This is a genomic window from Sphingomonas sp. 4RDLI-65 (assembly GCF_049472435.1).
Taxonomy (GTDB): Bacteria; Pseudomonadota; Alphaproteobacteria; order Sphingomonadales; family Sphingomonadaceae; genus Sphingomonas.
Window position 1 is genome coordinate 5,001 of the sequence record NZ_JBCEBT010000002.1, and the last position, 11,876, is coordinate 16,876.

General features: G+C 65.9%; 12 protein-coding genes (1 of these 12 only partly in view). 4 read left to right on the forward strand and 8 right to left on the reverse strand.

The annotated features are described in order from the left end of the window. The 4 genes from VH567_RS04885 to hisS form a co-directional block, all read right to left on the reverse strand. Positions 1-611, reverse strand: the 5' portion of a protein-coding gene (locus VH567_RS04885) for a DUF4167 domain-containing protein (RefSeq protein WP_423323746.1). Its footprint begins 595 nt before the window's first position; the window shows 611 of its 1,206 coding nt (coding positions 1-611); the start codon lies at positions 609-611; its stop codon lies off the left edge, out of view. Positions 612-853: 242 nt separating this feature from the next. Continuing rightward, positions 854-1,720 carry a peptide chain release factor N(5)-glutamine methyltransferase gene (gene prmC / locus VH567_RS04890; RefSeq protein WP_423324975.1) on the reverse strand — a complete coding sequence of 289 codons (867 nt, stop codon included), beginning with the start codon at positions 1,718-1,720 and terminating at the stop codon, positions 854-856. A gap of 91 nt (positions 1,721-1,811) precedes the next feature. Next, positions 1,812-2,885, reverse strand: a complete 1,074-nt coding sequence (gene prfA / locus VH567_RS04895; protein ID WP_056053173.1) for a peptide chain release factor 1 — start codon at positions 2,883-2,885, stop codon at positions 1,812-1,814. Continuing rightward, the gene (hisS, locus tag VH567_RS04900) at positions 2,882-4,147 is read right to left on the reverse strand and encodes a histidine--tRNA ligase (protein WP_423323749.1); all 1,266 of its coding nucleotides are present in this window, start codon (positions 4,145-4,147) and stop codon (positions 2,882-2,884) included. Before hisS ends, prfA begins: the two co-directional genes overlap by 4 nt. A gap of 49 nt (positions 4,148-4,196) precedes the next feature. Here hisS and VH567_RS04905 point away from each other — a divergent pair, with 49 nt between their 5' ends. The 3 genes from VH567_RS04905 to ppa all read left to right on the forward strand — a co-directional run bounded on the left by VH567_RS04905 (position 4,197) and on the right by ppa (position 7,498). Beyond that, positions 4,197-4,847, forward strand: a complete 651-nt coding sequence (locus VH567_RS04905; protein ID WP_423323751.1) for a DUF1345 domain-containing protein — start codon at positions 4,197-4,199, stop codon at positions 4,845-4,847. 82 nt (positions 4,848-4,929) lie between these two features. After that, entirely contained in the window at positions 4,930-6,843 is a 1,914-nt protein-coding gene (locus VH567_RS04910) for a M61 family metallopeptidase (protein ID WP_423323753.1), read from the forward strand. 76 nt (positions 6,844-6,919) lie between these two features. Further along, complete coding sequence (gene ppa, locus VH567_RS04915) at positions 6,920-7,498, forward strand: inorganic diphosphatase (protein ID WP_132895682.1); 579 nt, start codon at positions 6,920-6,922, stop codon at positions 7,496-7,498. A 174-nt stretch (positions 7,499-7,672) separates the two neighbouring features. Here the strand turns inward: ppa and VH567_RS04920 are convergent, their stop codons facing one another. The 4 genes from VH567_RS04920 to ispG all read right to left on the reverse strand — a co-directional run bounded on the left by VH567_RS04920 (position 7,673) and on the right by ispG (position 10,989). Continuing rightward, the gene (locus tag VH567_RS04920) at positions 7,673-8,149 is read right to left on the reverse strand and encodes a GNAT family N-acetyltransferase (protein ID WP_423323756.1); all 477 of its coding nucleotides are present in this window, start codon (positions 8,147-8,149) and stop codon (positions 7,673-7,675) included. Then, a complete protein-coding gene (locus VH567_RS04925) occupies positions 8,146-9,045 on the reverse strand; it encodes a DMT family transporter (RefSeq protein ID WP_423323758.1) in 900 nt (299 codons plus the stop codon). Before VH567_RS04925 ends, VH567_RS04920 begins: the two co-directional genes overlap by 4 nt. Before the next feature lie 15 nt (positions 9,046-9,060). After that, on the reverse strand, positions 9,061-9,387 hold the full coding sequence (locus VH567_RS04930) for a hypothetical protein (protein ID WP_423323760.1): 327 nt from the start codon (positions 9,385-9,387) through the stop codon (positions 9,061-9,063). A gap of 465 nt (positions 9,388-9,852) precedes the next feature. Continuing rightward, positions 9,853-10,989, reverse strand: coding sequence for a flavodoxin-dependent (E)-4-hydroxy-3-methylbut-2-enyl-diphosphate synthase (gene ispG, locus VH567_RS04935; RefSeq protein ID WP_423323762.1), 1,137 nt, complete (start codon positions 10,987-10,989; stop codon positions 9,853-9,855). A 115-nt stretch (positions 10,990-11,104) separates the two neighbouring features. Between ispG and VH567_RS04940 the strand changes: the two genes are divergently transcribed. Beyond that, the gene (locus tag VH567_RS04940) at positions 11,105-11,626 is read left to right on the forward strand and encodes a DUF1993 domain-containing protein (RefSeq protein ID WP_423323764.1); all 522 of its coding nucleotides are present in this window, start codon (positions 11,105-11,107) and stop codon (positions 11,624-11,626) included. Positions 11,627-11,876: the final 250 nt, after the last annotated feature.

Here is an 11,876-nt window from a genome sequence, read left to right on the forward strand (position 1 = left end):
ACGCGATCCTCGCGCTGTCCGTCGTTACGCGGCTGAGCCTCGCTCCGCTGGCCTTCGTAGCGATTATTCTCATACCGCGGACGCTCTTCGCGCTGTGGACGATCTTCACGATTCTGATTGTCGCGATTCTGGCGGGGCGCGTTCTGGTACTGGCCGTTCTGCTGCTCGCCGCGCGGCTGGTTGCCTTGCTCGCCGGAAGCCTGGCCACCCTGCTGCTCGCCCGAACGGATCGGTTCGCCCTCGTCGCCGTAATCGTCGTCGCCGTCGAGATCGAACGGCTGCTGACGACGTGGCTGCTGCTGCGCCTGCGGCTGGCTCTCTTCGAACCGTGCGCGCGTCTCGCTCAGCACGCGGAAATAATGATCCGCGAACTGAAGGTAATATTCGATGTTGACGCGATCGCCCTGCTGCTGCGCGTCGCGCGCGAGGTTCTTGTACTTCTCGTACAGCTGGCTCGCGTTGCCGCGCGCGCGGCTGTCGATGCGGTTGCCGGTATCGCGACCACCCTGGCCACCGCCGCCGCCCTGGCGTTGACCGCCACCACCGCCACCGCCGCCATTATTATTGTTGCCACGACCGCGACGGCGGCCGGCTTGCCGGTTGTTGATCAAGCTTGTGTCCTCAGTCGTCGAACCAAAATCTGGTCGTGCTCCGAAATGCGGTGCAAACCCCCCGCCGCGCACCGACGATCTAAACGAGATCGGTGCGTCGAACTTGCCAGGGCCGCCGGACTGCAGCGACCTCAAAGCGAAGGATGCGGGTCATCGCTCTAAACCGACCAATCGTCGAGAGTGCGTGCCCCTGCCCGCGTGATAGCGGGCGGAAAGGCCATACTACAAGCGAAAACTGCCGGTTAGCGCCGTATTCCTGTCGTCGCGACCAGCGCACGGGGGTTGTTTCCATAGTCGTGGTGCAGCGCGACGTGCAAACCCTGCGCTTCGAGCAGTGCGGTGACGGAGGTGGCTTGCGTCGATCCGATCTCGATGACGGCGGCGCCACCGGGGGCGATCAGCGCGGGGAGTTGCTCGGCAAGGATGCGGTAGTCGTCGAGACCGTCGCGGCCGGCGAACAGCGCTGTGTGCGGTTCGTGGTTGTGGACTTCGGCCGGGAGTTGCTCGTCGGTGGCGATATAGGGCGGGTTGGCGAGGATGAGGTCGAACTGACCGGCGATCGCGCTCGCCCAACTCCCGCGGATGAAGCGGGCGCGGTCGGTCATGCCGAGGGTGGCGGCGTTGGCGCGGGCGTAGCCGAGCGCTTGGGGCGAATAGTCGACGCCGAGGCCTTGCGCGGGCCATTCGTCGAGCGCGGCGAGGAGCAGCGTGCCGGGGCCGGTGCCGAGGTCGAGCACGGTGGCGGGGGCGCGGCCGGCGAAGTGCGTTTGGGCCGCGATCAGGAGGGTTTCGCTGTCGGCGCGCGGGACGAGCGCGCCGGGGCCGACGGCGAGATCGATCGACCAGAAGCCGCGGGTACCGGTGATGTAAGCGATCGGCTCGTGATTGAGGCGGCGTTCGACGAGCGCGGCGAAGGTGTCGGGGAGAGTGTAGCGGGTCGGGTCGAGGAGGATCGCGTTACGCTCGACGCCGAGTGCGTGCGCCATGAGGAGTTCCGCGTCGAGGCGGGGGGTGGCGGAAAACGCGAACTGCGCGGCGGCGGTGGCGACGGCCGCACTTACCCCCCCGCCCGCTTGCGGGAGGGGGTTGGGGGGTGGGCACGCGCTCACCGCGGACACACCAGTTGCGATGGTTTGAAAGACCCGAACGCACCGCCAGCCTGGAACCASCCGCNKGCGGGAGGGGGGGAAGTAGGACGGCTCACCCATCCAGCTGCGCCAAGCGGTCCGCCTCGTCCTGCGCCACCAGCGCGCCGATCAGTTCGTCCATTTCCCCCGCGACGATCTCCGGCAGGCGGTGCAGCGTCAGGTTGATGCGGTGATCGGTCACGCGTCCTTGCGGGAAGTTGTACGTGCGGATCCGCTCCGAACGATCGCCCGAGCCGACCATCGACTTCCGCGCGCCCGCCCGCTCGGCATGCAACCGGTCGCGTTCCGCCTCGTACAGCCGCGTCCTGAGCACGCGGAGGGCCTTTGCCTTGTTCTTGTGCTGCGACTTCTCGTCCTGCTGGATCACGGTCAACCCGGTCGGGATATGCACGATCCGCACCGCGGAGTCCGTCGTATTGACCGACTGCCCCCCCGGCCCCGACGAGCGATAGACGTCGATGCGCAGATCCTTGTCGTCGATCTTGACGTCGACCTCCTCCGCCTCGGGCAGCACCGCGACGGTCGCCGCCGAGGTGTGGATCCGGCCGCCCGCCTCGGTGGTGGGCACGCGCTGGACGCGGTGGACGCCGCTTTCGAACTTCAACTTGGCGAACACGCCCTGCCCGGTGACGCTGGCGACGACTTCCTTGAAGCCGCCCGCGTCGGACGACGAACCAGAGATCATCTCGACCCGCCAGCCCTGCGATTCGGCATAGCGCTGGTACATCCGGAACAGGTCGCCCGCGAACAGCGCCGCCTCGTCGCCACCAGTGCCCGCGCGGACTTCCAGCATCGCCGAGCGCTCGTCGGCGGAGTCGCGCGGCAACAAAGCGAGCGCGAGCTTGCGATCGGCGGTCTCGAGCAGCGTGCGGTTCTCGTGCAGCTCGTCCGACGCCATCGCGCGGAGTTCGTCGTCGGCATCCTCGGCCATGAACGCCAGGCTCTCCGCCTCCTGCCGTAGTCGCCGCACTTCGGTGGCGGCCTGCGCGACAGGTTCGAGCTCGGCATATTCCTTCGACACCGCGACGAAGCGATCCGAGGGGAGATCGCCGGTCGACATCAGGGCTTGCAGCTCGTCACGCCGAGCCTCGATCGCGCGGATGCGGTCGGGGGAGATCTGGGTCATTCAAGACCGCCGGTAGCCGAATCGATGATCGCCCTGAACTGATCCGGCTGGAATTTAGCTCGTAAGCCACGTTCGCCAACGCTCACGAGACCGTCTCTGCGAGACAATGAAATAGCGTAGGCCGGGTTCGTCCTAAGCGCCTTCTCGTACCGCTTTTTCGGGTTTCCGGTGACACTCGCCTCCACGGTAAAGCCTGCTCGCCGAAGTGCTGCCGTCAGCTTAGTAGCCGCCGACTCAAACTCTTGGGCCTCTGCAACAACCGCGACGTCGACCTCGGGCGCCGTTGGCTCATCGATCAGCATAGCCAGACGCTCGACACCTGCAGCCCAACCCACGCCCGCGGTCTCCGGCCCGCCGAGCGAGCCGATCAGCCCGTCGTACCGGCCGCCCGCCAGCACAGTTCCCTGCGAGCCCAACCGATCGGTCACGAACTCAAACGCGGTGTGGCGGTAGTAATCGAGCCCGCGTACCAGCCGCGCATTGCGCTCCCACGCAACGCCCGCCGCATCGAGACCGGCCGTAACCGCCTCGAAGAACGCGCGCGCCTCGTCGGTCAGATACGCATCGATATCCGGCGCGCTGTCGGCGATCGGACGGTCGCGCGGGTCCTTCGAGTCGAGGATCCGCATCGGGTTCTTCTCGAGCCGGGTCAGGCTGTCCTCGGACAATTCCCCGCGATGCGCCTCGAAATGCGCCACCAGCGCCTCGCGCCACGCATCACGCGTCGCCGCGTCGCCCAGCGTGTTGAGCTGCAACGTCACGCCCTCGGAAATGCCGAGCTCGCGCAACAGCTGGTCCGCCAGCACGAGCAGTTCGACGTCCGCCGCCGGCTCGGCCGCGCCGATCACCTCGGCGTCGATCTGGTGGAACTGGCGGAAGCGCCCCTTTTGCGGGCGCTCGTAGCGGAACACCGGTCCGCTGGTGGTCAGCTTCAGCGGTGCGAACTGCTGCCAGCCCTCGGTAAGGTAGGCCCGCGCGATGCCTGCGGTGAACTCCGGGCGGAGCGTGAGCGAATCCCCGCCGCGATCCTCGAACGTGTACATTTCCTTCGACACGACATCGGTCGTCTCGCCGAGCGATCGCGCGAACACCGCCGTCGACTCGAACACCGGGATATCGATCCGCTGGAAGCAATACAGCGCCCGCACGCGTTCGAACGTCGACAGGACGTGCGCGAACCGGCGCTGCTCGTCGCCGAAAATGTCCTGGGTACCACGGATGCGGCGTGGGGTCTGTAAACGGGGGGTTTCTGTCTTGGCCATGATGCGCGCGTATCTAGGCGACGTGCCCGCGAAGCGCTAGCGCTGTGGCATGACGGAAAAAGCCAGATATTGGGGCCTCGGGCAACGCGTGGCCCCACCGCGCTTCATCCTGTTCGTGCTGGTGTTCGCGATCGGTCTCGTCGCGCTGATCCCGCGGTTGGGACTCGGCCGCGGCACGATGGCCGCGTTCGACGTCGCCGCAATCGTGTTCCTGATCGCGGTCTCGACCTTGTTCCGCAACGCCACCGCCGCCCGGATGCGCCGCGCGGCGGAAGAGAACGACGCCAACCGCGCGGTGCTGCTCGGGTTCAGCGGGACGATCATGCTGGTGATCCTGGTCGCGGTGGCGAAGGAATTGCAGGGCAAGAACGACGCGGTCGGAATTACGCTGACGATCGCGACGCTGGCGCTCGCGTGGCTGTTCTCGAACATGATCTACACGCTGCACTACGCGCATCTGTTTTACGTCGATGATGCCGACGGGAAGGATGCGAAAGGCCTCGATTTCCCGAGCTGCGACGAGCCCGATTACTGGGACTTCGCCTATTTCGCGTTCACGCTCGGCATGACGTTCCAGACCTCGGACGTGCAGATCACCTCGCGCCGCGTGCGCAAGGCGGCGCTCGGCCAGTGCATGGCGGCGTTCGTGTTCAACATCGGCGTGCTGGCGTTCACGATCAACGTGCTCGGGAGCAGCTGAGCGCGCCCCGTAAAGGACTGGACGGCTGCCCTTTATCGCGATTACACCTCGGGTCATCGTCTCTCAGCCGGAAGGCCCTTCCTTGATCCGCAAGCTTCTCGTCGCATCCCTGCTCGCGTCCGCCGCCCCGGCATTTGCGCAGGTCCCCGCCGGCAACACCGCGCCGCAGCCAGTGCCGTTCGTCGACACCATCCCCGACGCAGTCGACACGCCCTATCCCGGCACGCTGCTACTCGACGTCGACGCGACCGATACCGAGCGCGGCATCTTTCGCGTGAAGGAGACGATCCCGGTCGCCAAGTCCGGGCCGATGGCGCTGCTCTTCCCGAAATGGCTGCCCGGCGCGCATTCCCCCCGCGGCGAGATCGAGAAGCTCGCGGGCCTCGTGATCCGCGCGAATGGCAAGATCCTTCCCTGGACGCGCGATCCGGTCGACGTGTTCGCGTTCCACATCGACGTGCCGACCGGCGCGAAGACCGTAGTCGCCGAATTCCAGTTCATCTCCGCCACCAAGCCCGACCAGGGCCGTGTGGTGATGACGCCGACGATGGTCAGCCTCGAGCCGAATCTCGTCAGCCTCTATCCGGCCGGCTATTTCACCCGCCAGATCCCGATCAAGATGACCGTCACCTACCCGACCGGCTGGACCGCGGCGGGCGCGGTGCCGGCGAAGGTGTCGGGCTCGACCTACAGCTACGACACCACCAACTACGAGATCCTCGTCGACTCGCCGACGCTCGCGGGCAAATACGGCAAGGTCTGGCCGCTCTCCCCCCGCGTCGATCTCAACGTCTTCGCCGACAGTCCCGACCAGCTCGCGGCCACCCCTGCGCAGATCGATGCGCACAAGCGCCTCGTCGACCAGGCCGCCAAGACCTTCGGCGCGCAGCATTACGATCACTACGAATTCCTGCTGTCGATCACCGATCAGCTCGGCGGAATCGGCCTGGAGCATCATCGCAGTTCCGAGAACGGCGTCCGCCCCGGCTATTTCACCGAATGGGAAACCGGCGCCGCCGCGCGCAATCTGCTGCCGCACGAGTTCACGCACAGCTGGGACGGCAAGTTCCGCCGCGGCGCCGACCTGTGGACGCCCGATTTCCGCACGCCGATGCGCGATTCACTGTTGTGGGTCTACGAAGGCCAGACGCAGTTCTGGGGCTATGTGCTCCAGGCGCGTTCGGGACTCGTCAGCAAGCAGGACACGCTCGACGGCTATGCCTCGATCCTCGGCATCTACGACACCGCACCCGGTCGCCAGTGGCGCCCGCTGATCGACACCACCAACGATCCCGTCATCTCGGCGCGCCGTCCCAAGGGCTGGACCAGCTGGCAGCGCTCGGAGGATTATTACAACGAGGGCCTGATGGTCTGGATGGAGGTCGACGCGATGCTCCGCCAGAAGTCGAACGGGACCAAGTCGATCGACGATTTCGCCAAGGCGTTCTTCGGCGTCCGCGACGGCGATTACGGCGAGCTTACCTACACCTTCGCCGACGTGGCCAAGACGCTCAACGGCATCGTCCCCTATGACTGGGCGACGTTCCTGAACACGCGCCTGACCGAGACGGGCAAGCCCGCGCCGATCAACGGCTTCGCGATGAACGGCTACAAGCTGGTCTACGGCCCCGAGCAGAGCCCGTACCTCAAGCAGGCAGAGAAGACCCGCGGCACCGACGTCAGCTATTCGCTGGGCATGGTGATCAACAAGGAGGGCGTAGTCACCTCGTCGATCTGGGGCAGCCCCGCGTTCAAGGCCGGGATCGACGTCGGCACCGAGATCGAGGCGGTCAACGCGGAGGCCTATTCAGCGGACCGGCTGAAGGCGGCGATCCTTGCGGCGAAGGGTACGAAGGAGCCGATCCGGCTTACTGTAAAGAACAACGACCGATTCCGTGACATCTCGCTCGATTACCACGACGGCCCGCGCTATCCGCGGCTCCAGAAGGTCGGTACAGGTGAAGGCGGGCTGGACAAGCTGCTGAGCCCGCGCTGACCAGCCACTGATCTACCGGTGCCGGCCGCTCTCCACACGAGGAGCGCCGGCACCGTCATATTCTGAAAGGACCGCCATGCGTATCGATCTCATCCCGACCGGCAAGAACCCGCCGGAAGACCTCAACGTCATCATCGAAGTCCCGACCGGCGGCGAGCCCGTGAAGTACGAGTTCGACAAGGCCAGCGGCGCGCTGTTCGTCGATCGCATCCTGCACACGCCGATGCGTTACCCCGCGAACTACGGCTTCGTGCCGCACACGCTCAGCCCCGATGGAGATCCGCTCGACGCGCTGGTGATCGCGCGTTCGCCGTTCATCCCCGGCTGCGTCGTCCGTGCGCGGCCGATCGCGGTGCTGAACCTGGAAGACGAGGCCGGCGGCGACGAGAAGCTCGTCTGCGTGCCGGTCGATGCGGTGTTCCCGTACTATGCGAACATCGGCGAGCGCGGCGACATGCCCGAGATCGTGTTCGAGCAGATCGAGCATTTCTTCACGCACTACAAGGACCTGGAGAAGACGAAGTGGGTTCGCGTCGGCAAGTGGGGTGACGCCGACGAAGCCAAGCGCGTCACGATCGAGGCGATCGAGCGCTACAACGCCGAGAAGGCCAAGGGCGAAGAGCCGATGAACGCGGACGACACCGCAGGGCGTTGATCTGACGTCTGACGGTCTATTGCCGAAATCCCCCCCCGGCGCAGGCCGGGGTCCAAGTGGAAAGGTCGAAGTAACGGAGGACTATCCATCGTTACCTCTGGCCCCCAATTGGGCCCCGGCCTGCGCCGGGGAGGTAGTATCTGAAGGGACCGGTTCGGTGCGGCGGTGGCCCACTTACCGCCCCGCCAGCCTAACCAGCGCATCCCCCGACATCCGCTGGATCGTCCAGTCCTCCATCCCGACCGCGCCAACCTTCCGATAGAACGCGATCGCGTCGGCATTCCAGTCGAGCACCGACCATTCGAACCGCGCGCACCCGCGATCGAGCGCCACGCCGGCCAGATGCGCCAGCAACGCGCTGCCGACCCCCTGCCCGCGCGCGTCCGGCGTCACGTAGAGATCCTCGAGATACAGCCCGCGCTTGCCCGTCCACGTCGAGAAATTGTGGAAGAACAGCGCGAACCCGAGCGGGCCATGCTCGCTTTCCGCGATCAGAGCCTCCGCCGCCGGCTGTACCCCGAACAGCGCCTCCGCCAGCATCGGCTCGGTAGCCTCGACCGCATCCGGTTCGCGCTCGAACGCGGCGAGTTCGCGGACGAAGCGCAGGATCGTGCCGACATCGGCGCGGACAGCGGAACGGATATGGGTCATGCACTAGCCTCGATCGAACTCTGCGCGATGTCACGCCGCCGCGCCGCGTACAGGCACGCGACGACGATGATCGCCGCGCCCGCCAGCGTGAACGCCGATACCCGCTCGCCGAATACGAGAAAACCCAAGCCGGCCGCATAGACGAACGAGGTGTATTCGGTCGTCGCAAGAAATCCTGTATCGCCGTGAGCATAGGCCCAGCCAAGCAGCCACAACGACGCGGTAGCGAGCCCCGCGGCGAGCACGAGCTTGGGCCACTGAACCGTCTCGGGCACCACCGCCAGCCAAGGCGCCGCCAGCGTCAGCGTGGCAGTGATCACCAACGCCTGGAAGAACGCGATCTCTCCCGGCCGCGCCGCCTGGCTCTGCAACCGCGCGATCACCAGGTTCACCGCATACAGCACCGCCGAGCCGAGGATCGCGAGCGTGCCATGAAACGTCTCGGGCCCCGGCACCTCGCGCCCTTGCCCGATCATCACCACCAGCACACCGCCAAGCGCCGCGATCGAGGCGACCAACGTCTTCCACCCGACCCGCTCACCCAACGTGACCGCCGCGAGAAGCAGAGCGAGAATCGGCGCGATGTAGGTCAGCGAAATCGCCTGCGCCATCGGCACGCGTGCCAGCCCCCAGAAGAAGAGCACCGCCATCGCCGTCGTCACCAGCCCGCGCGCCAGATGGAGCTTGAGCGCCCGCCCGCTCGGCCGCCCGCTCTTCCCGAGCTTCCACGCGACCGCACCGAGGCCGACGCTGATCATCTGCCGCCACAGCAGCGCATTATAGACGCCGATCGCCAGGACGAGCGACTTCATCACCGCGTCCATCATCGAGAACAGGCCGATGCCGAGCGCGGCGATCGCGAAGGCCAGGGCGGGCGAAACGGTGCGAGAGGTCATCGGAACAGGCGGATATCAGGCGCGATCGGCTGCCGCACCGATCCGCGCCAATCGAAGCAATTCGGGAAGCGCCGTCCGTACGGCCGCGATCAGCGCAGCATTTTCGTGCGACCGTCCATCGGCGGGAACGACATAGTCGTGATGCTGAATCGAGGTTGCCGCTACCACGCCATGATAGGTCGAACCGGAAAGATCGTCATTGTCGCCGGACGTGTTGGGCTTCGTGGCGACAGCAGTCGCGCACGTTGCATTGTCGTCATCCATGGCCCGCACGTACCAAGGCCCGGGCGGCGCGGCGTGATCCAGCGCGGTCAGGACATCAAGATCGGCGGCCATCATCATGCATATCCCATACGCCGCATCGAACCGGCACGCCATCGCCGCGCGCTGCGCAAGTCACCGCGCGTGGCTCGAAAGGATCATCATCGATGTGCCGATCCTCCCCCGCCAGGGGGAGGTGGCTGGCACTTGCCAGACGGAGGGGGAGGCAAGCGAAACGTTCGTTCCGTGTCCGCCCCCTCCGACGCCTTTGGCGCTACCTCCCCCTGACGGGGGAGGATCGGCAAACTTCGACAACTGTGGATGTCGAATCGAACTAAAGCTGTTCCCCCGCGAAGGCGGGGGTCCAGGAGCCACAACCGTCAGCGCCTGTTACTCTCGGCTCCCGCGCTCCCGGGAGAACGAGAAAAAGCCTGCGTACGATTCTTCGTCATCCTGACGAAAATCAGGATCCAGAGCCATTGAGGTCCGCGTACGTGACCCTGGATCCTGACTTTCGTCAGGATGACAGAACGAAGTGGGTGGCCCCTATTCCGCCGCCACCGGCACCAGCGCAGCCATCGCCTCGTCGGCCGCTTCGATCTCGGCCGCCTTGGCCTCGACCAGCCGGACGATGTGGTCGACCATATCGGCATCCTGGACATGGTGGTCGGTGACGCCCGAGAGGTACACCATGTGCTTGCCGTTGCCGCCACCGGTGATCCCGATGTCGGTCTCGCGCGCTTCGCCGGGGCCGTTCACGACGCAGCCGAGCACCGACAGGGACATCGGCGTGCGGATGTGCTGCAATCGCTCCTCCAGCGCCTGCACGGTGCGGATCACGTCGAAGCCCTGGCGGGCACACGACGGGCACGACACGACGCGGACGCCGCGGTTGCGGATGCCGAGCGACTTGAGGATCTCGAAGCCGACGCGGACTTCCTCTTCCGGCTCGGCCGACAGCGACACGCGAATCGTGTCGCCGATGCCGTACCAGAGCAGACTCCCCATCCCGATCGCCGACTTGACGGTGCCGCCGACGAACCCGCCCGCCTCGGTGATGCCGAGATGCAGCGGGCAATCGACCTGTTCCGCCAACTGCTGGTAGGCCGCCACCGCGAGAAACAGGTCGGACGCCTTCACCGCGACCTTGAACTCGTGAAAGTCGTGGTCCTGCAACAGCTTGATGTGATCCATCGCCGACTCGACCAGCGCATCGGGGCAAGGCTCGCCGTATTTCTCGAGCAGATGCCGCTCGAGCGAGCCGCCATTGACGCCGATCCGGATCGCGCAGCCATTGGACTTCGCTGCGTCGACGACTTCCTTCACGCGCGACGCCGAGCCGATATTGCCCGGATTGATCCGCAGGCACGCCGCGCCCGCGTCCGCCGCTTCGAGCGCGCGCTTGTAGTGGAAATGGATGTCCGCGACGATCGGCACGCGGCTGGCGCGAACGATCTGCTTCAGCGCGGTGGTCGATTCGACGTCGGGGCAGCTGACGCGGATGATGTCGACGCCCGCCTCTTCGCAACGCCGGATCTGGTCAACCGTCGCGCGGACGTCGTCGGTCGGCGTGTTGGTCATCGTCTGCACCGTGACCGGCGCGTCGCCGCCGACGGGGACGTTGCCGACCATGATCTGGCGGCTCTTGCGGCGGGTGATATCGCGCCAGGGACGAAGGGACATGGAGATTCCTCGGGAGTTCGAGGCCTATATAGCGACTTGCGCGGTGGAACGGAACATCGCTGGCGGGTATGCCAAACGTCGGTCATAGCGGCGCACGGCTTTAGGAGCGAACGCGATGACCCTGTCCCTGTACGATGCGACGATCCCCTCGAACCTCCAGATTCTCCGTGCGGTCGACGCACTGCTCGACAAGGCGGAAGCGTTCGCGGCCGAACGCGGTATTGAACCCGCAGTCCTGATCGATGCAAAGCTCGCCGACGACATGCTGCCGTTCGGCTATCAGGTGAAATCCTGCGCGGCGCATTCGGTCGGCGGGATCGAAGGCGTGCGCTGCGGCACCTTCTCGCCCGATCGATCAGCTTGGCCGACCGATTTCGCGGGGCTTCACGCCGTCCTGCGCGATGCGATCGCCACGCTGGAAGCGATCGACCGGGAGGCGTTCGACGCGCTCGCCGACAACGACACGAAATTCGAGTTCGGCACCTTCACCATGCCGTTCACCGGCGCGAACTTCCTCCTCTCGTTCTCGCAGCCGAACTTCTATTTCCACGCCACGACGGCCTACGCGATCCTCCGCGCGCAGGGCGTACCGATCGGCAAGCGCGACTTCATGGGTGCACCGCGCATCAAGGCGTGACGAGAGATCGATAACCGGCAGTTTAGCGCTTCTTCGCGTTCAGAAAGCGTGTTTCCCCGCGAAGGCGGGGATCCAGACTGGGCTCCCGCCTTCGCGGGAGAACAAGGGCGCGCGGACCGCCTGGAATAGAGTCAAAGCTTCGCGATCCTCCCCCGCTAGAGGGAGGTGGCACCGAAGGTGACGGAGGGGGAGGAAAGGGAAACCTCTGCTCCGTATCCTCCCCCTCCGTCTGGTAAGCGCCAGCCGTCTC